This window comes from Saccharothrix sp. NRRL B-16348 (assembly GCF_001280085.1).
Lineage (GTDB): Bacteria > Actinomycetota > Actinomycetes > Mycobacteriales > Pseudonocardiaceae > Actinosynnema.
In genome coordinates this window covers 62449-84068 of sequence record NZ_LGED01000102.1, presented here as the reverse complement: position 1 = coordinate 84068, position 21620 = coordinate 62449, and the positions used below count along the sequence as shown (strand labels likewise).

General features: G+C 74.1%; 16 protein-coding genes. 7 read left to right on the top strand and 9 right to left on the bottom strand.

The features are described from left to right. Nucleotides 1-114: 114 nt before the first annotated feature. The 3 genes from trpB to ADK67_RS11400 are packed head-to-tail and all read left to right on the top strand — an operon-like array spanning nucleotide 115 to nucleotide 2850. Nucleotides 115-1281 (top strand): tryptophan synthase subunit beta, encoded by a 1167-nt coding sequence (gene trpB / locus ADK67_RS11410; protein ID WP_053716373.1) that lies wholly within the window; start codon nucleotides 115-117, stop codon nucleotides 1279-1281. Further along, nucleotides 1278-2063 carry a tryptophan synthase subunit alpha gene (gene trpA, locus ADK67_RS11405; RefSeq protein ID WP_053716372.1) on the top strand — a complete coding sequence of 262 codons (786 nt, stop codon included), beginning with the start codon at nucleotides 1278-1280 and terminating at the stop codon, nucleotides 2061-2063. The genes trpB and trpA overlap by 4 nt, the downstream gene beginning before the upstream one ends. 19 nt (nucleotides 2064-2082) lie before the next feature. Further along, nucleotides 2083-2850 carry a GntR family transcriptional regulator gene (locus ADK67_RS11400; RefSeq protein WP_053716371.1) on the top strand — a complete coding sequence of 256 codons (768 nt, stop codon included), beginning with the start codon at nucleotides 2083-2085 and terminating at the stop codon, nucleotides 2848-2850. On the opposite strand, the gene ADK67_RS11395 is transcribed toward ADK67_RS11400, so the two are convergent. From ADK67_RS11395 to ADK67_RS11365, 7 genes are all read right to left on the bottom strand, one after another. Beyond that, on the bottom strand, nucleotides 2798-3943 hold the full coding sequence (locus ADK67_RS11395) for a Cmx/CmrA family chloramphenicol efflux MFS transporter (protein ID WP_231648129.1): 1146 nt from the start codon (nucleotides 3941-3943) through the stop codon (nucleotides 2798-2800). The two genes, ADK67_RS11400 and ADK67_RS11395, sit on opposite strands and share 53 nt — an antisense overlap. 195 nt (nucleotides 3944-4138) lie before the next feature. Then, on the bottom strand, nucleotides 4139-4933 hold the full coding sequence (locus ADK67_RS11390; RefSeq protein ID WP_053716369.1) for an aminoglycoside N(3)-acetyltransferase: 795 nt from the start codon (nucleotides 4931-4933) through the stop codon (nucleotides 4139-4141). A 37-nt stretch (nucleotides 4934-4970) separates the two neighbouring features. Beyond that, nucleotides 4971-6698 carry a hypothetical protein gene (locus ADK67_RS11385; protein ID WP_053716368.1) on the bottom strand — a complete coding sequence of 576 codons (1728 nt, stop codon included), beginning with the start codon at nucleotides 6696-6698 and terminating at the stop codon, nucleotides 4971-4973. After that, nucleotides 6695-10210, bottom strand: coding sequence for a DUF5682 family protein (locus tag ADK67_RS11380; protein WP_231648128.1), 3516 nt, complete (start codon nucleotides 10208-10210; stop codon nucleotides 6695-6697). Before ADK67_RS11380 ends, ADK67_RS11385 begins: the two co-directional genes overlap by 4 nt. After that, the gene (locus ADK67_RS11375) at nucleotides 10191-11336 is read right to left on the bottom strand and encodes an ATP-binding protein (RefSeq protein ID WP_053716366.1); all 1146 of its coding nucleotides are present in this window, start codon (nucleotides 11334-11336) and stop codon (nucleotides 10191-10193) included. Before ADK67_RS11375 ends, ADK67_RS11380 begins: the two co-directional genes overlap by 20 nt. After that, complete coding sequence (locus tag ADK67_RS11370) at nucleotides 11333-16153, bottom strand: hypothetical protein (protein WP_053716365.1); 4821 nt, start codon at nucleotides 16151-16153, stop codon at nucleotides 11333-11335. The genes ADK67_RS11375 and ADK67_RS11370 overlap by 4 nt, the downstream gene beginning before the upstream one ends. Beyond that, a complete protein-coding gene (locus ADK67_RS11365; protein ID WP_053716364.1) occupies nucleotides 16150-17028 on the bottom strand; it encodes a DUF4132 domain-containing protein in 879 nt (292 codons plus the stop codon). The genes ADK67_RS11370 and ADK67_RS11365 overlap by 4 nt, the downstream gene beginning before the upstream one ends. Before the next feature lie 188 nt (nucleotides 17029-17216). Here ADK67_RS11365 and ADK67_RS50705 point away from each other — a divergent pair, with 188 nt between their 5' ends. Continuing rightward, complete coding sequence (locus ADK67_RS50705) at nucleotides 17217-17378, top strand: hypothetical protein (RefSeq protein WP_157620139.1); 162 nt, start codon at nucleotides 17217-17219, stop codon at nucleotides 17376-17378. Nucleotides 17379-17453: 75 nt separating this feature from the next. On the opposite strand, the gene ADK67_RS11360 is transcribed toward ADK67_RS50705, so the two are convergent. Beyond that, nucleotides 17454-17933 (bottom strand): macro domain-containing protein, encoded by a 480-nt coding sequence (locus tag ADK67_RS11360; protein WP_053716420.1) that lies wholly within the window; start codon nucleotides 17931-17933, stop codon nucleotides 17454-17456. Between the two features lie 117 nt (nucleotides 17934-18050). Here ADK67_RS11360 and ADK67_RS54570 point away from each other — a divergent pair, with 117 nt between their 5' ends. The 3 genes from ADK67_RS54570 (at nucleotide 18051) to ADK67_RS11350 (ending at nucleotide 20200) form a co-directional block, all read left to right on the top strand. Further along, the gene (locus ADK67_RS54570; RefSeq protein ID WP_269435989.1) at nucleotides 18051-18176 is read left to right on the top strand and encodes a hypothetical protein; all 126 of its coding nucleotides are present in this window, start codon (nucleotides 18051-18053) and stop codon (nucleotides 18174-18176) included. 73 nt (nucleotides 18177-18249) lie between these two features. Continuing rightward, nucleotides 18250-18645 carry a RapZ C-terminal domain-containing protein gene (locus ADK67_RS11355; protein WP_053716363.1) on the top strand — a complete coding sequence of 132 codons (396 nt, stop codon included), beginning with the start codon at nucleotides 18250-18252 and terminating at the stop codon, nucleotides 18643-18645. Between the two features lie 343 nt (nucleotides 18646-18988). Further along, nucleotides 18989-20200: a putative glycoside hydrolase family 15 protein gene (locus ADK67_RS11350; RefSeq protein ID WP_053716362.1), complete on the top strand. Its 1212-nt coding sequence runs from the start codon at nucleotides 18989-18991 to the stop codon at nucleotides 20198-20200. Here ADK67_RS11350 and ADK67_RS11345 read toward each other — a convergent pair. Continuing rightward, nucleotides 20156-21619: an ATP-binding protein gene (locus ADK67_RS11345; RefSeq protein WP_231648127.1), complete on the bottom strand. Its 1464-nt coding sequence runs from the start codon at nucleotides 21617-21619 to the stop codon at nucleotides 20156-20158. The genes ADK67_RS11350 and ADK67_RS11345 overlap by 45 nt on opposite strands. Nucleotide 21620 lies beyond the last annotated feature (1 nt).

Sequence of the window (21620 nt, the reverse complement as noted above, 5' to 3'; positions counted from 1 at the left end):
GCAGACTCCGGCGCGCGTGACGCTGCATGGTCAAGCAACGACAGACCGTGCCGCTTGCGCACATCCGGAGAGAGTTCTAGAGTTCTAGAAGTGTCAGTTCACGAGGTGGTCAGGATGGGCGTCCCCGACGCGGCCGGACGGTTCGGGAGGTTCGGCGGGCGCTACCTGCCGGAGGCGCTCATGCCCGCCGCGAAAGCGGTGGAGGCGGAGTTCCGGGAGGCGTGGGCGGACGCCGCGTTCACGGCGGAGTACCGGCGGTTGCTCGCCACGTACGTGGGTCGACCGACGCCGTTGACGGAGTGCTCGCGGTTGTCCGAGGCGGTGGGCGTGCGGGTCCTGCTGAAGCGGGAAGACCTGGCGCACACCGGGTCGCACAAGATCAACAACGTGCTCGGGCAGGCGTTGCTGGCCCGGCGGATGGGCAAGCGGAAGCTCATCGCGGAGACCGGGGCCGGGCAGCACGGCGTGGCGACGGCCACCGCGGCCGCGTTGCTGGGACTGGACTGCACCGTCTACATGGGACACACGGACGTCCGGCGGCAGGCGGTGAACGTGTTCCGGATGGAGTTGCTCGGCGCCGAGGTCGTGCCGGTGACGTCGGCGAACGGTGTCGGCACGTTGAAGGAGGCGACCAACGGGGCGTTGCGCGCGTGGGTGAACGAGACCGAGGACGCGCACTACTGCGTCGGCTCCACCATGGGCCCGCACCCGTATCCCTGGATGGTGCGGGAGTTCCAGCGCGTCATCGGCGACGAGGCACGCGCCCAGTGCGCCGAACTGCTGCCCACGGCGTTGCCGGACGTGGTGGTGGCGTGCGTGGGCGGCGGGTCGAACGCGGCGGGCACGTTCGCCGGGTTCGTGGACACGCCGGTCCGGTTGGTGGGCGTGGAGGCGGCGGGCGGCAGCGCGGTCGGGAAGGGGAAGCTCGGCGTGCTGCACGGGTTCATGTCGCACTTCCTGCAGGACGACGACAGCCAGGTGCTCGAAGCGGAGTCGATCTCGGCCGGGCTGGACTACCCGGGTGTCGGGCCGGAGCACGTGCACCTCGCGGAGAGCGGGCGGGCGCACTACACGAGCGTGACCGACGAGCAGGCGCTGCGGGCGTTGAAGCTGGTCACCAGGACCGAGGGCATCCTCCCCGCGCTGGAGTCGGCGCACGCCCTGGCGTGGGTGGTCGACGCCGCCGCGACCGGTGAGCTGGCGGCCGGGTCGACGGTGCTGGTCACGTTGTCCGGCCGTGGCGACAAGGACATCCAGCAGATCAAGGAGCACCTGGGATGAACGTGGTGGAACGGCGTTTGCGGGACGCTCCCGGGCGGCTGCTGATCCCGTACGTGATGGCCGGTGTCGTGCCGGACTGGCTCGACCTGGTGCGGGGTGCGGCGGAGGCGGGGGCGGACGCGATCGAGATCGGCCTCCCGTTCTCCGACCCGATGCTGGACGGGCCCACGGTGCAGCGGGCCGCCGCGCTGTCCGCCGGCCGCGGTGGCCGGCCGAGGGCGTTGCTGGACGAGTTGGCCGGGCTCGACGTCGACGTGCCGCTGGTCGTCATGACCTACGCGAACGTCGCGATGACGTTGACTCCCGAACGCGGTGTGGGCGGGTTCCTCGACCACCTGGCGTCGGTGGGCGTGCGGGGCGTGATCGTGCCGGACCTGCCGCTGGAGGAGTCGGCGGAGTACCGGGCGCGTGCGGCGGAGGTCGGGGTCGCGGCGGTGCTGCTGGCCGCGCCCTCGTGCGACGACGACCGGTGCCGTGAGATCGCGCGGGCGTCGGCCGGGTTCGTGTACTGCATGAGCTCGATGCGGATCACCGGCGAACGCGCCGACCTCGCCACGACGGCGCGGGAGACGGCGCGGCGGGTGAAGGGGATGACCGGACTGCCCGTGGTGACCGGCTTCGGCATCTCGACCGTCGAGCACGCGGTGGAGGCCTGTGCGGACGCCGACGGTGTGGTGATCGGCTCGGTGCTGATGCGGATGCTGGTCGACGGCGCGCCGGTCGCCGACGTCGTCGCCGAGGTGGCCGAGTTCCGCCGGGCGCTATCCTCCGTCGGAGGGTGAGAGTCGGGAGTTCGCACCGGTGGACGACGGGCGGCGCACGGGCCGCGAGTACGGCACGCGCGTGCCCAAGTACCTGGCGATCTACCGGGTGCTGGCCGACCGGATCGCCGACGGCCGGTACCCGGCGGACGCGCCGCTGCCCGCGCAACGGGAGTTGGGCGAGGAGTTCGACGTCTCGTTGATGACGGTGCGGCAGGCCATCCAGGCGTTGGAGGCGGACGGGCTGCTGGAGACGCGGCACGGTGTCGGCACGTTCGTGCGGCGGCCCGCGTTCGCCTACGGCCTCACCGGGTTGCGGAGCCTGTCGCAGGACCTGGTGGAGCAGGGCATCGAGCTGGAGACCGAGGTGCTGGACGCGCGGCTCGTCGTGCCGCCGGCGGACGTGGGCGCGCGGTTGGGTGTCGCGGAGGGTGGTCGGGTGCTGGCGGTCCAGCGGCTGCGCAGCACCCGACCCTCGTCCGTGCCCCTGCTGTTGCAGACGTCCTACCTGCCCGAAGGGCTCGTCGACGGGGACACCCTGCGGCACCAGTCGCTGTACCGGCTCCTCGAGGAGTCGGGCCGGCCGGTGCGGCAGGCCAGCGAGACGATCCAGGCGGTGGCGTTGACGGCCGAGCAGGCGCGGGTGCTCCGGCGGGAGCCCGGTTCGCCGGCCCTCTTGAGCAGCCGGCTCAGCCGGGGCGAGGACGGCACGCCGCTGGTGGACGACCGCGCGCTGCTCGTCGGCGACACGGTGATCACCGCGGAACGCGCGGTGTCCGGGACGAACCTCGCCTACGGACACCGATGACGCCGATCGCCGCCGCGGCCAGCACGGCGCTGACCCACGGCGCGGCCCGGTAGTCGACCGCGGCCCGGGTGGCGACGGCCGCCGTGAGCGGACCCAGGAACGCGCCGACGTTCAGCGCGACGGTGGCGAACGCGCCGCTCAGCGAGGGCGCGTCGGCCGCGACCCGCAGGACGCGGCCCACCAGTGCCGATCCGACGCCGAACGACAACGCGCCCTGCACCACCGCCAAGGCGAACAGCGGCGCCGCGTGGGCGCCGGCCACGGCCAGTGCCGCCCACCCGACCGGCAGGACGCACACCGCCGGCCGGAGCTTCGCGTCACCCACCCGGCCGGCGACCGTCACCCCGATGAACGCGCCGACGCCGAACGCCGCCAGCAGCACGGGCACCCCGCCGGCGGGCAGGTCGGCGACCTCGGTCGCGATGACGGCGAGGTAGGCGAACGTCGCGAACGTGGCCCCGTTGACCAGGACCGCGAGAACCAACGCCCGCTGCGCGCGTCGTGACCTCAACGCCCGGGCCTCCCGCCTGATCGACACGTCACGTCGACCGGCCGCGTCCGCGGGCGCGGACCGGAACACGAACGCCAACGCGGGCAAGCACAGGGCGGCCACGGCCCAGAACGCCGAACGCCACCCGGCCCAGTCGCCCAGCAGCGCGCCGGCGGGGACGCCCGCGACGCACGACAGCGTGATGCCCGACAACAGCACCGCGGTCGCCCGGCCTTGCTTCGCCGGGTGTGCGAGCGCGGTCGCGACGGACATCGCGACGGCCAGGAAACCGGCGTTGACGATCGCGGCGACGATCCGGGTTGCGAACAGGAGCACGAAGTCCGCCGTGATCGCGCCGAGCACGTGCACGACGACGAACGCGGCCAGGAAGCCCGCCAGCGCGCGACGGCGTGGCCACCGCGCGCTCAGCACCGCCATCACCGGCGCGCCGATGATCATCCCGATGGCGTAGGCGGAGGTGAGGCTCGCCGCCGCGCCCACCGGCACGGACAGGTCGTCGGCGATGCCCGGGACGAGGCCGGACAGCATGAATTCCGAGGTGCCTTGCGCGAACACGGCAAGGCCGAGGACGTAGATGAACACAGGCAAAGGGATCGACTCCGAGGTCGGCGTGCGCGGTCAGGTGCGTGCGCGTGCCGACCGCCGACGGGCGATCGCGTTCAGGACCGGTGGCTCACCGGTCGGACAGGTCGCCGCCGGCGATCGGCGGCTCCGCTCTGTCCGACTCGGGGCTCGTCACGCCGAAAACCTTAGTGACGGCCCACTCGGCCATCAACGTCATTTTCGACGCGCGGTCAGCCGGTCCTCGGCGTAGGCGACGGCGTCCGCCAGCGAGAACAGCCTGGTGACGGCCGCGCCCACCCGGCCGACTTCGACCGGACGTGCGTCGGCGAACGCCTCGCCCAGCTCCGCGAAGTCGTCATCGTGGAGGGCGATGTCGCGGACGGTCGTCCACGCGCGGCCCCTCGGGGTTGTGATCGCGAACGAGTTGTCGGTCATCGGCGGCGCCGGGAGCCGGTACTCGGCCAGGTGGAACGCGGTGCAGGAGTCGAAGCCGACGCCCAGCAGCAGGACCCTCGCGTCCAGCTCCGCCAACCGGGCCAGCGGGCTGCGTTCCCCGAGTTGGCTGTCCAGGGCGTGCTCGGCCACGACCTCGGCCGCGCGAGCGCCGATGGCGGCGAACGACGTCTGCGGGTGGGCGCTGCGCACCGCTCCCGGCCAGGTCCGCACGGCCTCCGGGATCACGCCGACGCCCGTCGCGGGTGTCGTGCGCGGGTCGTAGGGCGGCATCGAGGCGCGGATCTCGGCCCACCACGACTCGGGCACGGGCGGGTTCCGCCAGCCCGCCGGGTCGGAGTTGTCGGCGGACTGCGCGGGCACCACCAACGTCCCGGCCTCGCCGAGCACGTCGAGCAGGGCCGTCACGACGGTGGTGGCCGCGCCGCAGACCCAGCCGAGCGAACTCAGCGAGGAGTGCACGAGCACGGTGTCGCCCCGGCGCAGACCGGCCGCGCCGAGTTGGGTGGCGATCGACTCCCGCGTGCACAGCGGACCGGCGGGCGGTGGGGACATCGCCGCAGGATAAGGATGATCGTCCGGTCACGTCACCTCAGTTCGCACCCACCTCGGTCAGCCAGGCGTGCCGTGCGGCGGCCCGGGTGAACTCGCGGACGTGCAGGCCGGCGCGCAGCCACGCGAGCGGGAAGTCGTCGCCCTCGTCGCGGACCACCCGGCCGAACGCGTCACGGCCGCGGTCGCGCGAGGCGTCGGCCAGGCCCGCCAGCAGGTCGGCGGTGGTGGTCAGGCCGTCCCGGGTCAAGGCGGCCACCTCGCGCTGGGCCGAGGCGACGGCCGCCACGGCACGCCCGCCGAGCGCGATCCGGTGCACCACGTTCTCCAGCGGGCGCGCGGGGCGGGGGACGCGGTCGGCCGGTTCCGGTCGGGCCGGCAGTTCGCGGGTGCCGTCCCCGGCGACGTGGGAGCGCTGGAGCCGGTCCAGGCCGAGGTCGACGTGGTGGCTCAGGTCGGCGGGCAGGTCGAGGTCGCCGGCGACGGCCAGCGCGACCGCCGTGCCGGGCCGGTCGGGCAGCAGCCGTGCCACGGCGCGGATCCGGAGGCCGGGCGCGTTCGCGAGCACCCGCAGGTTCTCCCGCGCCCGGTCGCCGTCGCCGACGAGGTCCACGTGGGTCCCGTCGGTGGCCAGCCGCAGCGCGTCGCCCGCCGCGCCGAGCACGGTTCCCGTCACGAACAGCAGGTCCGCGCCGGCCGGGCGCTGCGACTCGGGTTCGGCGTGGGCGTGGAAGGCGCGGGTCACCTGGTCCGGCAACGGTTGCGCCCACAGGCCGGCCAGCGGTGGTTCGTCCCACGACGCGGGGGACGCGGCCACCGCGCGGACGGCCTTGCCCGCGCCGAGCCGGCGGTCGGGCGACGCCGTGCCACCGGACAGGAGCAGGCCCGCACGGCCCAGTTCGCGCTGGCTGAGACCCGACTCACCGATCGCCACCGGCCCGCTCGCGGCGGCGGCGACCCCTTCCACACCGCCCGGCATGATCGCGGGCACGGTCCACAGCACGCCGCCGTCGTCCACCAGGTACGTGACGACACCGGCGTAGCCGGAGGCCGCGACGACCGCCGCGGTGCACAGGCCGTACAGGCGCAGGGAGCCGATCGGGCGGTACTCGCGTCGGGCGGTGCCGCGCAGCTCGGCCGGCGGGCCGGTGCCCGTGCGCAGGTCGTGGCAGAGCAGCATCAGCTCGACCAGTTCGGCGGTCAGCGCCTCGCGGTCGAACGACGAGTCGCCGGCCCGTGCGGCGGCCAGCGTGGCGGCGATGCGCAGGCCGTTCGCGGCGGCCCGGTGCAGGCCCGTGACGCGTGCGGTGTGCACGGCGCGCAGCAGTTCGGCCCGCACCACGGCGCCGCTGCCCGTGGCGCCCGCTCGGAGCACCGTCGCGCACGCGTCCCACAGCGCGACCGCCGCCGCACGTTCGGCGTCGGACGTCGGCTCGACCGCGTCGGCAACGGGTTCATCAGGGACGGCGACCGGCTCCGGCGTGCCTTCCGCGACGTCGGCCGCGGCGACGGCGATGCCCCGGTGCAGGCACTTCGGCGCGATCAGGCAGCTGCACACCAGGTCGTCGGCCGTCGTGAGGACGCCTTCGCGCAACGTCCAGGTGAGCGCGGTGTCGGCGTCGAGCTCGGCACGGGCCGTGTCGGCGGCCACGGTCACGGTCCACTCGGCGACGCGCCCGATCGACGCGTCGACCCGCTTGCGCAGGCGGGGCGGCAGGGCGTCGAGCACGTCGGCCACCACCGCCGGGAACACCGGGGGCACGCTCATCCGCGCACCTTCTCCCCCACCCAGCGGGCCAGTTCACGCGGGCTGAGGGCCGCGACCGGCATGCCCGCCGCGACCAGCGCGCCCGCTACCGACGTGGAGTAGCGGGCGACGCCGCGGTCGTCGAGGCTCGCGCAGCCGAGCACCGTCACCCCGGAGGTGACCAGTTCCCGCACCTGCGCGACGAGCGGCCCGACCGGACCGCCCTCCTCGAAATCGCTGACCAGTACCACCATCGTCCTCTCCGGCACGGTCACCAGGGAACGGGCGTGACGCAACGCGCCCGCGATGTGCGTGCCGCCGCCCACCCGCACCTCCAGCAGCAGCGACAACGGGTCCGCCACCCGGTCGGTCAGGTCGACCACCTCGGTGGAGAACGCCAGGAAGTGCGTCGACAGCGCGGACACGCCCGCGAACACCGACGCGGTCAGCGCCGACCACACCGTGGACGCCTCCATCGAGCCGGACACGTCCACCACCAGCACCAGCCGCCAGTCGTTCGCCTTGCGCCCGCGGGTGCGGAACACCGGGCGTTCCGGCACGACCACCACGCGGCCGTCGGCGTCACGGCGCGCGGTGGCGAGGTTGGCCCGCAGGGTGCGCGGCAGGTCCAGCCGGCCGCCGGGCCGCCGCGTCGGCGTCGGCAGCTGGATCCCGGTCAGCGCCGGCTTCACCCGGTTGGCCAGCTGGTCGGTCAGCTCGCGCACGAGCCGTGCCACCAACGGCCGCAGCCGCGCCAGCGCCGACTCCGACAACCCGCCTGCCAGCGACAGCACGTTGCGCAGCAGGTCCACCGACGGCCGGACGGAGGCGGGGTCGATCTCCAACGCCGCCTCCAACCGCCCGCCTTCCGCCGCCGCGGCCAGGACTTCTTCGCGGACGTGCTCGCCGAACAGGTCCCGCAACTCCTCCGACCACTCGCGCACGTCGGGGAACGGACTGGAGCGGTCGGCCCCGAGATCACCCCGCGCCGCGCCCTCACCCCGGTCTCTCCCGTACAGCTCGTCGAGCGCGGCGGCGTACCGCACCGCACCGGCCGGACGGTCACCGTTCGCCCCGAGCACCAACCGCCACCGGATCCCGGCGGACAACTCACCGGCGTCGGACGGCCCGGCAACCCCGACCGACGTGCCGCCCGCGCCACTCGACAACCCGGCCGCGCCGACCACTCCAACGGATGTGCCGCCCCCGCCCACCGCCCCGGCCGTTCCCGCCGACGATCCGCTCACCGCCCCGGCCTCTCTGACCGCCGAAGTGTCGCCCGGGTGTTCCCGCTCGGGCAGCAGGGCGTGCGCCCGCAACGCGTCCACCGCCGCGTGCTCCGCGGCCAACCACACCGCCAGCAGCTCCGGATCCGGCGCGCCGAGCGCGTCGACCCGTTCACCCGTGCGTTCCTCCACCACCGCCAGCACCCGGGCCCGAGCCGCCGGCCCGACCGTCGTGAACGCGCCCCGCAACGCGGGCAGCCGGTCGAGGAAGTCCCGGTCCCCCATGCCTTCCACCCGGTCCAGCAACGGCGCCAGCGCCTCCGGCGTCTCCAGCAACGGCCCGGCCGCCGCCAGCACACCGGTGAGCCCCAGCCGCAGCACACCTCTCCGCTCGGGCGTGCTCGCACCGTCCACCCAGGACGCCACCCGCTCGCCCAACGCCGGAGCGGGCGCCAAACCCGACAGCACCCGCGCGGCGCCGGCCGCACCGGCGATCAACGGCGCCCCCGAGTCGGCCAACGTCCGCAGGGACGCGGCGAGCCGCAGCCCGTGCACCCCCGGCCGCTGCCCCAGCTCCACCAGCGCCCGCGCGTCGGCGACGTCCTCGGACCCGGCGAGCCCGTCCAGCTGGGCCACCGCCGCCGTCTCCAGTTCCCGCGCCAACAACGGGTGCGCGTCCAGCACGTCGCCGGGCGTCCCGGGCACGTGACCGGCACGCAACCGGTCGAGCAGGTCCAGCCCCGCCAACAACTCCCGCAGCGTCCCCGACGACGGCAGCACGGTCGCCGCGTCCGCCAACGCCGTGTCCACCATCCCCGGCAGCCCGCACCGCGCCGCGTCCACGAGATCACCCAGAACAGCGCCGGGCGTGTGGCCGCCGTGCTGCTCGCGTTCCGCGCGACGGGCCCGCAGCCGCCCGGACGCGGCCAGCTCCAACGTCGCGCCCCACAGCCCGGCCACCGGCAACGTCGCCGCGGTCGTCGGGGTCCACGCCACCGTCCACCGGGTGGTGAGCGCGTCACCGCCGCCGACGCCCGTCGTCGCGGTCTCCTCGCCGTAGGTCACGCCGAGCACGGTCAGCCGCCGCAACGCCACTTCGCGCCGCGCGTCCAACTCCGACCGCAACGGGTCCAGCCGCAACGACACCGGCTCGCGCGAGTCCGGACCGGGCAGCCGCAGCGACGCGACCAGCTCCTCCACCGCCGGCGCCAGCCCGGACCGGGGCGTGCCGGGCGCGAGCACGCCGGTGCGGTGCCCGACCAGCACGTCACCGGCGGCCCGTGCCACGACCCGGCCGCGGCCCAGCGGCTCGGCGTGGGTCAGCACGGTCTGCACCGCCTCCACCAGCTCGCCGCGTCCGGGCGCGGGCAGGCCGCGCAGCCGGGCCAGGTCGATCGCCAGCCGCAACGCCTCCCGCGCCTCGCCTGGACCGGCCGGGTGGCCGAGTTCCCGCACCCGCGCGCAGATCCGCACGATGAACGACGCGGCGGCGGCCTCCACCGCGTCCGGGTCGCCCGCCGCCTCCAGCACGGCCTGCTGCCACTCGGGATCGCGGATGCCCGCCGGGTAGCCGGAACGCTCGTCCAGCAACGCGAACCCGTACGGCACCAACGAGGTGACGATGTCGGCGGTGCCCGGCGTCGAGGAGTCCACCGGCCCGTCCAGCAGCGCCGCCGCGTGGAACGACCCGACCACCGCCGCGCAACGCCGGCCGTCCACTGCCCGCACGGCCCGTCGCATCCACGCCTCCCGGCGCAGGTCGTACGGGTCGACGCCGACGCCCGACGCGTCCTGCCGCAACGCCCAGCCGACCATCAGCGCGGCCCGCCGCACCGCCTCCGGCGTCTGGCCGGGCGCGGCGGCCTCGACCAGCCGGTCCCACAGGTCGTCGCCGTCACGGCCGGTCGTCGCGCCGCGCAGCGCGTCCGTCAACGGCGACGCGCCCCGCTCCTGACGCCGGTGCCCGTCACCGCGCGACGCGAGCGGCAGGTCGCACGGCCGGACCTCGACGCCGTGGCGGCCCGCCCAGCGGACCGCGGCCAGCTCGGGCGAGAAGTCCGCGAACGGGTAGAACGCCAGGTCGCCGTCCCGCGAGGCGCCGGACAGCGCGACCGGCGCGACGAGGTCCGGATCGGCCAGGAACGGCAGCCACTCCCCCAGCTCCTCCGGCAGCTCGACCAGCAGCACCTCGGGCGCGAACGCGTCCAGCAGGGCGGGCACCACCGCGGCCAGCGCCGGCGAGTGGTGCCGCACCCCGATCAGGTAGGGGTGCCGGTGGTCGGCGAGCTCATGCATCGAGGACGTCACGGAGCTCCCACAGCCTTCGCCACGTGCGCGCGCCGGACTCGGCCCGCCGCCGCACCGCGCCGTCCCAGTAGCCGAGCAGCCGGGCCGCGTCGCCCGGGTCGTCCTTGCGGACCACGCCGAGCAGGTGGCCGGGCAGCAACGACAGCGGGTCGCGGTCGCCGGGGAAGTACGCGTCGGCCAGACCGAGCGAGGTGGCGACCGACACGGCCTCCGCCGTGCTCATCACCGTGGACGGCCGCTCGACCGCCCAGCCCTCCTCCGACACGCCGTTGCGCAGGTCGCGGAACGCGGTGACGAGCACCTCCAGCACCACGTCGTCCACGGCGAACGGCGCGCTCACCCGTTCCAGCGCGGCACTGGCCTGCCGCCGCACCAACGCCGTCTCCGCGGCCAGGTCGCCGATGGGCCCGACGTTCTCGAAGTTGAACCGCCGCTTCAACGCCGCCGACATCTCCGACACGCCCCGGTCGCGCAGGTTCGCGGTGGCGATCACGGTGAAGCCGGGCGCGGCGTGCACGGTCGCGCCGTCCGTGCCGGACAGCTCGGGCACCGCGATGCGCCGGTCCGACAGGATCGACACCAGCGCGTCCTGCACCTCCGGCAGGCACCGGGTGACCTCTTCGACCCGCACCACGCCGCCGCCGCGCATCGCGGTGAACACCGGTGACGGCACCAGCGCCCGCGGGCTCGGCCCTTCGGCGAGCAGCAGCGCATAGTTCCAGCCGTAGCGCAACTGGTCCTCGGTCGTGCCCGCGGTGCCCTGCACGACCAGCTGGCTGCTGCCGGACACGGCGGCGGCCAGCAGTTCGGACAGCATCGACTTGGCCGTGCCCGGCTCGCCGACCAGCAGCAGGCCGCGTTCGCCCGCCAACGTCACCACGGCCCGCTCGACGAGTGCCCGTTCGCCGACGAACTTGGCGCCGATCACCATCCGGGACGGCACACCGTCCACCGACACGCCCTTGGGCAGCGCCAACGGGTCGCCGCTGCCCATCACGAACGTGACGACCGCGCGCGGGGTGAGCCGCCACCCCGGCGGGCGGGGGCCGCTGTCGTAGGCCGCGAGGAACGCCAACTCCTCGTGGAAGGCGTCCTCGGCGGGTTCGACCTGCCTGGGTGCGGTCACCTGCGTCCTCCGGTCCTGAGCTCTTCGTAAGCGGGTGCGTCGCCGTCGAGCACCCGTTGCCAGGCGCGGGCGAACAGGTCGGCGACCGGTTCCAGCGGCACGAGGGCGTCGGGCCGGCCGGGGCCGTACTCGAACATCGGCGCCTTCCACATCTCCAGCGGCAGGTGCGGTGCGGACAGGGCCAGCCACCCGCCGGGCAGGAACAGCGACCGCCCGGCCCTGGCCCGTTTCGCGGTGAGCACCAGGTCGGTCCCGGCGAGCGCGGCGCGGGCCTGCCGCAGCCGGGCGGGCTTCCACCCGGTCCACCTGGCCACGTTCGCGTCCGTCGGGTCGGGCAGGGCGAGCAGTTGCAGGTACAGCGCCGCCGCGTCCTCGGTCAGCCCGAACCGCGTGGCGACCTCCGCGACCAACGCGGGCACGGACACCATCGGGTCCTGGTGGTAGGCGGCCGGGTCGACGCCCTCGGGCACCGGGACCGCGCACAGGGCGGTGAGGCGGTCGTCGGCCAGCCGGTCGAGCATCCGCGGCACGTCCCGCGCGCCGGCCACCTCCGCCACGGCGACCAGCAGGTCGTGGTCGGCGGGTCCGACGAGGCCGGGCCTGACCACCAGCCCGCAGTAGCCGTCGCCCGCGCGGGCCAGCTCCAGCCAGTCCTGGTACCGGTGGAGGCCTTCGCCGGGCGGGTCGACGCCGAGCAGCGCGCACACCCGTTCCAGCGAGACCCACCGGCCGAGGTCGACGAGGAAGCCCGGGTGCGCGACCCGCTGCCTGGCCAGCGCCAACGCCTCCGGCAGCCGCGCGCGCAGCGGCGAGCCGACCGGGAGCCGGTGCGCCAGCCACAGCAACACCCGCGGCACCGCCCACAGCGCCGCGCGGTCGAACCCTTCCGGCCGGCGGGCCTCCAGGCCGGAGCCGGTGAACGTCAACTCGGCGTCCACGACGAGCCACGGCGTGCTGTCCGGGTTGACCACGCCGGTCACGTACTCGCCGGCGTGCTGCAGGTTCAGCAGCTTCACCGCGTCCACCAGCACGTCGTCCGGCACCGGCGACCGCCGCCCGTACTCGGCGGTCCACACCTCGGCGACCGCGGCCACGTCCGGGCCGCTCGTCCACAGGTCGGCCGGGTCGGCGGGCACGGCGGCGGCGACCAGCTTGAGCCGGAACCAGTCGGCCAGCCCGCGGAACCGCTCCTTGGCGGCCTTGGCGCCGCCCGTGGACAGGCCGAGCAGGTGCCGGTCGGCGGTGGAGAGGAAGTTCGCGTCCCACCGGTTCACGCCGGGCAGACCGGCCAGCAGCAACGTCGCCTCGGCCGTGCCCAGGCCGGTCAGCTCGACCAACGCGGGCACCGCCTCGGGGAACCACGGCGCGGGGCCGCGCTCGGCGAGCACGTCGAGGAACCGGGCCACCCGCTCGGGCCCGAACGTCGTGCGCACCTCCGCGTCCGACTCGACCTGCCAGTCCTTCGGCAGGTCGAACGCGCCGGGCGTGCGGCTGAACTGCACGCCGTCGAACCGGCTGCCCGGGCCGTTGCGCCACTGGGCCTCGAACAGGGCGATGAACCCGTCGCCCACCGGCACGACCCGGTCCTTCGGGCTGGACTGGCCCTTGTGCACCACCACGCCGACGGTCCGCCAGTGCCCGGCGCCGTCGGCCAGGCCGCCGTCGGCGACGGACCGCAGCACCAGGGCCAGCGCGGCCCGCTCGTCGTCCGGGGTGAGCGGTGACGCGGCGCGGTGGGCCAACGCGGCCAGGTGCGGCAGCACGTCGAACCAGCGGGGCGCGTTCGACAGCGGCAGGTCGCGTCCCTCCGGTCGCGCGGCCGCCTCGGCGAGCGCGGCGATCAACGCGGGCAACCCGGTCGGCACCGGGCCGCGCGAGTGGTAGCTCCGGTAGCCGCCGAACCAGTTGAGCGCGACGTTGACCTCGTCCTCGGTGACGTCGGGTCCGGTGGGCGCGAGGACCGGGTCGACCGCACGGGCCGCCGCGGCGATCTCGCCGTAACCCCGGTAGGAGCGCTCCACCTCGACGGCACGGCGGACCAGGTCGACCACGCCGGAGATCAGCGCGGGGTGGGTGAGGCCGGGCAGCTCGGCGGCGACGACACCGGCGAGCCCACCGCGCTCGCCCTTGAGCAGCGCCGCCAGCCGCTCGCGGCGCGTGCGCTTGTCCGGCCCTTCCTCGCGTGCGACGGCGAGCACCCGGTCGACGGCTTCCCGCGTCACGCCGCGCAGCGCGGCGGAACCGGCATCGTCGCGCGGCCGCAGGAGGTGCCACCAGTCCGGCGGCGGCACGAACGGCGTGCCCGTCGCGTAGTCCGGGTGCTGCACGGCGGTCGCCACCGTCGCCAGCTTGACGCCCTCCGCGTCGAGCAGCGTCACCGACTGGTAGTCGGACACCAACGTCACGTCCGCGCCACCGGGCAGCCGCAGCACGCCGGTCGGCAGACCGGCGCCCTCGGCCAGCCGGATCCGACGGCCGTCCACGCCCTCGCCGACGTGCGAACCGTCCGCCTCACGGCGCACCCGCCACCCGTGCAGGCCGTCGACCGCGCCGAGCGGGCTGTCCCGCGTCTCGGGGACGGCGGGCCTCAGGTCGCACTCGTCGAGGGCGAGCGACGCGCCGTCGGCGGCGAAGTCCTCGATGAACCGGGGCAGGCTCGCCCGACCACGTTGGCCGGTGGCCGGGTCGACCTCGAACCAGCGCCACACCCGGTCGTCCTGGTACGCGCCGGTCCACACCGTGGTGCCGTCGCCGTACGCCACCGCCAACGTCGGCATGACCGTGTCGCCGGGGTGCACGGCCCGCCCGCCGGCGAACCGACCGCCGCCGGGCAGCGCGATGGACGGCTTGGACACGTCCTCCCGGTGGTAGCCGCGGCTGTCGTCGCCGATCTTGAGGATGCGGTCCGGCGCGTCGCTCCAGTACGCCAGCTCGCCGTCCGGGCCGCGCCAGCGCACGAACAGCACACCGTCGACCCACGACCCGGTCGGCGCGAACCCCCAGCGGGACCGGGCGTCGGCCGGGATCCGGGAGAGGTGCTCGGCGAGCACGCCGTCCGGACCGACCACCACGAACGTCTCGCCGCGGCGCAGCACGAGCGCCGGCCACCCCTCGCCGCACACCACCAGGCCGCTGTCCGTGGCCGTGCCGGCGTCGGCCAGGCGTGCGACGGCCTCTTCCAGGGCAGGCCACGCCAGCTCGTCCAGCAGACCCGCGCGCAACGTCCGGTGCAGGGCGGCGGCGACGTCGGTGCGGGCGAGCGACTCGGCCGCCTCGGGCACGTCCACGTACGCCTCGGGCAGCCGCACGACGGCCAGCTTGCCGAGGTGGTCGCCGAGTTCGGGCAGGCCGGTGTCTCCGACGCGCTCGACCTTCGCCCTGATCCACCCGCCCAGCGCGGTGCGCAGACCCGGCACGGCCATCGCGGACGACAGCACGTCCAAGGCGACGGTCGTCTGCCGGATGCGCGAGCGGGCGTAGTCGACGAGCCCCTCGCCGAGCGCGCCGCCGAACCGCTCCGACGCGGCCAGCGCGGCGAGGTCGCGACGGCCGGGCTCGTCGTCGGCCAGCCACCCGGCGACGTCGAGGTGCAGGGCCCGCTCGCCGGCTGCGATCGGGACGTCGTGCGACACCAGCAGGTCCAGCACGTCCAGGTCGCCGTCGCGGTAGAAGCGCAGCGCGCGGACCGGCACGCCGTCGGCCGCGAGCCGGCCCGCCATCGCCTCGACCAGCTCCAGCAGCTTCACCGACCGCTTGGCGCCGCGCCACCCCGACGCGCGAATACCCAGGAGCGACGACAACCACTCGGCCGGGTTCGCCTCCGCCTCGTCGGGTCCGATCAGCGCACGGGTCGCGCCGCACGAGGTCAGGATGTCCAGCCACGCGTCGGGCACGGCCGCGGAGTCGGGCACGAACGACAGCAGCCGGCCGCGCACCGCCGCGTCGCCGGACGCCAACGCCACCAGCGAGCCGCGGTAGGACTTCCAGAACGCACCGCCCGCGCGGCTGATCGCGGAACTGTCCAGGACCGCGCGCAGCAGCCGTTGGTCCTCGGCGGTGAGGTCGCGCTTGGCGGCCTTCGCCAGCCGCCGCAGGTCCTCCGGCATGCCCGTGTACGGCGGCAGGCCGCCGCGCGTGCGCTCCACGCACAGCGTGAAGAACAGCTCGTAGGCCTCGTCGGGGTCGTGCTTGCGCGCCAGTCCCTTGGCGTGCGCGGACAGCGCCTTGGCGGTCAACGCGCCGGCGAACGCGAACTCCAGGAACACCTCGCGCGTGCGATCCGGGTCGACCGCCAGGTCGTGCACCTCCTCCGCCTCGCGGGCCTTGCCGAACATGCTCGCCGCGTAGGAGGTGTTGCCGTGCTGGAGGAAGATCCGCCCGGCCTGCTCGTAGAACGTGGGCAGGAAGTGCGGCGCGGACCGGCCGAGCATGTCGCCGAGCCGGGTGAAGCCGTCCTTCGCGGAGCCCGCCTTGGACTTGGCCGTGCGGGCCAGCCGTTCGACGTCCTTGACGAGGTTGAGCGCGTGGTGGGCGTTGGCCGGGTCGTGCACCAGCGCCCACGCGGGGAAGCCGAGCGCGCTGCGCTTGCCGGTGCCGACGTCGGCGATCCGGGCGGGCGCGTCGAACCCGAGGTACTCGCAGGTCAGGTCTTCGGCGCGGCCGAGGACGGCGGGCACCAGGCGTACCACGACGCGGCCGTCCAGTCCCGCGTGGGCGTAGTGGCGGGCGGTGATGGTGTCGCGGTCCTCGCCGACGTCGTCGGTGCCGGGCAGCACGGCGCCGGCGGCGAGCAGGGCCTTCGGGCTCAGGGCGTTCACGGGGCCACCACTTCCTCGACGACGCGACCGGCGTGGATCGCCGCCGCCATGCGCATCCCCTCGGACCACGCGACCGGTCCGACGTCGGAGAGCGGCAGCGCGGTTCCGTCCTCCAGGGCCCACGACAGCTCGCCGGTCCACGCCTCGTTCTCGGGGTAGTCCGAGCCGAGCCAGTAGCGGGCCTCCACGACCCGGCCGTCCTCGAACGCGGAGTAGACCGCGTCGCCGCCGCGCACCGGGTAGCCGAGCGTGCGGCACCGGCTCAGCGCGTGGTTGAGCTGCTCGAACTTGCCGCCGGCGTAGTCGTCGACGGAGGTCCGGCCCGCCAACCCGGCCGGTCGGGGGTGCGTCTGCCGGAACAGCTGCTGCACCTGCTGCTCGACGCCGAGTTCCGCGCCGAACTCGCGCAGCTCCTCCAGGTCCTCCAGCAGCACCGGGTGCGGGATGCCCACCACCTCGGGCTTCAGCCGGCGCGTGTCACCGTCGAGGGTGACCACGCCCAGCCCGCGCTCGGGGTCGGCGTCGCGCAGGAACCCGGTCTCCGCGCCACTGCCGTCATCGGCCGTGACGACCAGGTCGCGCAACGCGTCGGCCCACGCGGCATCGGCCCAGACCTCGGCGATCAGCGTCGCGGGCACCGGCAGCGAGCGCACCATCCAGGCGTCCACGGCGGCCAGGCACTCGGCGCGGTGCCGGGTCAGCCACTCGGCGAGCTGGCGCAACTGGACGACCGCGGGGTCGTCCTTGAGCGACGCGGGCACCGAGGAGAGGAGCTTGCCCTTGCCGTTGCGGCACTGGACGCGTCCGTTCTCCCCCAGCCGGACCTGGTACCCGGACGCGTGCCCAGTCTCGGATTGGGCATCGAGCCAGCCCACGGTTCCTCCTGCGAGTCGTTCACGACGGTGTGGCGGGGAGGTTAGCGAGGGGGTCCGACAAAATGATCAGGTCGGTCGGTTCGTCGCCTCGCCGTGACCCGAGGCGCGTTGCACGAACGGGCGTCCTTACCTCAAGCCTTGCCCAAATCAGGTGCGATTGTGACCGGCGTCTCCCTAACCTCATCCCCATGAGACTGCTGCTGTGGACCGCGCTCACGTGCGCGCTGGCGGTCGAGGGGGCCATGGTCCTTCCGCTGTTGGCGGGTTTGGCGATCGTCGGGTGCGCCGAAGTCCGGCGCCGATCGCCCCAGCCGCGCACGCGGGCACACCATGATCTGCTCGCCCGTTGACCGGAATTCGCCGCGACCGAGGGAGACGGACGATGGCGTGCGCAGCGTCGCGCACGTTCTCCGTCCGGTGTCGGGTCACGCCTTGTCGTAGACCGTGACGGGGATGCCGTGGTCGACGAGTTCGCTGACGACGAGCGGCTCGACGCGGTCCCAGCGACCGCCGGCCAGCCCGGTGCCGATGCGGGGCATGTGCACGCCGGCGGCGAGGCGGGTGGCGTGCGCGGCGAGGTCGCGCAGGCACAGGCGCACCGCGTCGTAGCGGATCGGGGGACCGGAGCTGCGGCTGGTTTTGGTGCCGTGCTGGCCGACCATGTTGGCCACCCAGAGCTCGGGCGCGACCTGGACGAGTTGGGTCGCGCCGAGGGCGAAGTCGTTGTGGGCCCGTTCGCGGTGCCAGCGGCGGTAGGCGGCCTCCGGCTCCGGCCAGCGCCGGGAGATCGCCAGCACGAAGCCCTTGCCCCACCCGCCACGGTTGTTGCACAGGTGCGCGATGATCTTGCGACCCTTGGCCTGGGGGCTGGTCGCGTCGCCGGCCAGGTAGCGGATGCCCGTCACGATCGGACGGTATCCGGGCACACCGACACCGCGTCGCCTGCCGCGCGCCGAGACCGTGCCATGCTGGCGGTGGCGACTCGTCCGGGGGTGTGCATGGCGTCGAAGCGCAGGGGTGGCGTGGCTCCCTACGTGGCACTGCTGGTGGCCGTGATCATTTTCGTGCCCGCGGTCCGGGAGGTCGTCGCCGACCTGGTCGGACCGGTGTTCGAGCTGCTCAAGGACGTCAACCCGTTCGGCGGGTGACCGGCGGTCGCCCGCTCCGGGAGGACACGGGCAACCCCTTGGGCGCGGGTTCGCCCGGGTCGATGCTGGGCGCATGGAGCGATCACCTGACGTGCGGATCAACAGCTTCGGGTTCCGGCACCGGCCCGGCGTGGCGGGCGACCTGGTGGTGGACCTGCGGGACCACTTCTCCGACCCCTTGGACGACCTGGCGCTGCGCGAGCTGACCGGCCACGACGACCGGGTGCGCGCCCACGTCCTCGGCACGCCCGGCATCACGGACCTGCTGGACGCGATGACGCCGCCGGTCCTGGTCCTGGCGCACGTGGCGCGCCGCCCCATCGAGGTGGGGTTCGGGTGCGGCGGCGGACGGCACCGCGCCCCGGTCGCGGCCCGCGAACTGGGCGCGCGGCTGCGCCGGGCCGGGCTGCGCGTCGTCGTGGACGACCTCGACCTGCACCGGCCGGTCCTGCCGTCACCGCGGCGGTGAACGCGATCACCGCCGAGATCTTCTCGACAGTTGACCGAAATAGTTGCGACCAATGGAGACGAACTATTTCGTGCGTGCTGTGACGCCCGTTACTTGACCTGCCGAGGTCAAGCGGTTTAACTGCGGTCGCGATTTCGCCTACCGGCCGGTAGGCGATCTTCGCGCTACCGATACGAGGCGGGCGCGCCCCATTTCCCGTTGTGCTCGACATTGTTGTCGTGATCGACATCGGGGTGCCGCCTGCCGTAAAACCGGGGAGTCCGGCATGTCCCTGCCCGAACGCCATGTCCGCGTCCGACACCGGCTTGCGCGCCGCGGCCGAGCCCGCATACTGCTACCGATCATGGCCGGTGTCGTCGCGGTGGCGCTGGTCGCGCCGACCGGTGCCACGAGTGCCACCGGCGCCGGCGAAGAACCCGTCGCGAGCGGAGGTGGCACCGTGCAGTCCTTCTGGTTGCACATGAACTCCACCCCCGTGTCCGACGAGGTGCTGGCCACCGAGGCGCGCCGACGCGCCTACGTCGTGCTGAACGCCTGGGAAGGCGCGTTGATCCCGAAGTTGAAGGCGGCGAACCCGGCCGTCCAGGTCTTCGTCTACAAGGACTTGTCGTCGACGCGTTCGTACGCGTGCCGTGACGGGGTGGACGACGCGCAGTTGCCGACGGGTGTCGGGTATTGCCAGGCGGAAAAGGACCACCCCGAGTGGTTCCTGCTCGACCCGGACGGCCGCAGGTTCGAGTACAGCGGCTATTCCGGCCACTGGCAGATGGATGTCGGCAACACCGCCTACCAGGACGCGTGGGCCGCGAACGTGATCGAGAGCAGCACCGCGTCCGGATTCGACGGCGTGTTCATGGACAACGCGCTGTTCCCGTGCGACGCCTATCACGAGGGCGTGTGCCCGGCGAAGTACCCGACCGACGCGGCGATCCAGGACGCGTACAGGTCGATGCTGGCCAACACCCGTGACGACTTCGTCTCCGCCGGGTTGAAGACGGTCGCGAACCTGTCCAACGCCCGGCTGCACGCGGGCGCCTGGGACGCCTACACCGAGCACCTCGACGGCGGCTTCGACGAGTGGTGGCTGACGTTCGACGACACCAACCTGCTCTCGGAGTACCCGGAGGGCTGGAGCAGGCAGGTCGCCCAGATCGCCTCGAACGAAGCCCGCGGCAAGATCACCTGGGTGCAGCCGCACCACACCGAGGGCGCGGACCGGCCCTACCGGTACGCGCTGGCCAGCTACCTGCTGGCGGCCGGCGAGCGGGCCGCGATCTCCAGCATCGACCAGACCGACGGCTACGGCGACGCCTCGCCGTGGCGCGCCGAGTACGACTGGGACCTGGGCACCCCGTCCGGGCCGTACAAGTCCGTCGGCACGAACCTGTTCGTCCGCGAGTTCTCGTGCGGCACCGCCGTGGTCAACGCCAACCGCACCGACAGCAGGTCCGTGACCGTGCCGCTGGACGGCGGGCACGTCAACGAGCGCGGCACGTCGGTCAGCGAGGTCTCACTGGCCGGCACCTCCGGCGCCGTCCTGCGCAAGCCCTGCTGACGGCGGCGCCAACGGCAGGTGGACCCGGAAGCGGGTGTCACCGGGCTCGGACACCACCCGGATGTCGCCGTGGTGGCGGTCGACCACGATCCGCCACGAGATGTCCAGGCCGAGCCCGGTGCCCTCGCCGACCGCCTTCGTGGTGAAGAACGGCTCGAAGATGCGCCTCTTCACCTCGTCCGGGATGCCCGCGCCGGTGTCGCCGACCTCCACCACCACGTCCTCGCCCGCCCGGTACGTGCGCACGGTCAGCGTGCCGTCGCCGTCCATGGCGGCCACCGCGTTGTCGACCAGGTTCGTCCACACCTGGTTCAGCTCGGCCGGGTAGGCGGGCAGCGGCGGCAGGCCGCGGTCGTAGTTCTTGACCACGCGCACGCCGTCGCCGAGCTTGCCGCCGAGCATCACGAGCGTGGAGTCGAGCAGTTCGTGCACGTCGACCACCTGGAACGGCGCCCGGTCGACCTGCGAGTACTGCTTGGCGGCGCCCACCAGAGTGGACACCCTGGTGGTGGCGTCCTCGATCTCGTTCATCAACGTCTCGGTCTCGACCGTGTAGGCCAGCCAGCGCACGGCGGCCTCGGTGGCGGTCTGCGGGCACAGCGCCGCCGCCCGGTCGAGCCACTCGACGTCCAGCCCGCCCGCGACCAGCACCGGCGCCAGGTCCCAGCCGCCGGACACGCCGTGCGCGTCCAGCCAGTCGGCGACCTCGTCCTCCAGGTCGGCGGTCTCCATCGGGCCGAGCTTCGGCGCCTTCGCCACCTGCTCGACCGCGCTCTCCTGCAGCTCGACCAGCACCGGCAGGGTGGCCGGGTCGATCGAGCCGCTCGCCAGCAGCGCCAGCTTGTGCCGCATCCCGGCGACCCGCTCGCGCAACGCGCCGGTGGCCCGCACCGCGGCGGCGGCCGGGTTGTTCAGCTCGTGCGTCAGCCCGGCCGACAGCGAGCCGAGCGCGAGCAGCCGTTCCCGCTGGCTGACGATCCGCTCGGTGTTGCGCATGCCGAAGAACAGGCCCTCCAGCAGGTGCATGGCCATCGGGAACCACGAGCGGAACATCGCGCCGAAGTCGTGCGCGGGCAGCTGGTAGAGCCGCACGTCGGTCACCGCGTCGGCGGTCATCTGGTAGACCGTCCTGGCCTCGACGTCGGAGCCGAGGTACGCCTGGGTGGCCCCGAAGTACGCGCCGCGGTGGTCGGTGCGGTTGGTCTCCACGCGCTGACCGCCGATGACGCGGCTGAGCGCCACCGTGCCGTCGAGCAGCACGAAGAAGCAGGTCGCCGGCTGTCCCTCGCGCAGCACCTGGGAGCCCGCCGCGTGCGTCTCCACCTGGCCGTGGGCGACGAGCCACGCCAACTGCTCCTCCGACAGGTGCTCGAACAGGAACAGGCCGCGCAGGTCGTCGACCGTCAGGTTCTCCGTCACG

Bases quoted from the DNA above. Each gene is read 5' to 3' on its own strand.
- trpA (WP_053716372.1), top strand. From the start codon at position 1,278: ATGAACGTGGTGGAACGGCGTTTGCGGGACGCTCCCGGGCGGCTGCTG.
- trpB (WP_053716373.1), top strand. From the start codon at position 115: ATGGGCGTCCCCGACGCGGCCGGACGGTTCGGGAGGTTCGGCGGGCGC.
- ADK67_RS50705 (WP_157620139.1), top strand. From the start codon at position 17,217: ATGAGACTGCTGCTGTGGACCGCGCTCACGTGCGCGCTGGCGGTCGAG.
- ADK67_RS11355 (WP_053716363.1), top strand. From the start codon at position 18,250: ATGGAGCGATCACCTGACGTGCGGATCAACAGCTTCGGGTTCCGGCAC.
- ADK67_RS11385 (WP_053716368.1), bottom strand. From the start codon at position 6,698: ATGAGCGTGCCCCCGGTGTTCCCGGCGGTGGTGGCCGACGTGCTCGAC.
- ADK67_RS11350 (WP_053716362.1), top strand. From the start codon at position 18,989: ATGGCCGGTGTCGTCGCGGTGGCGCTGGTCGCGCCGACCGGTGCCACG.
- ADK67_RS11390 (WP_053716369.1), bottom strand. From the start codon at position 4,933: ATGTCCCCACCGCCCGCCGGTCCGCTGTGCACGCGGGAGTCGATCGCC.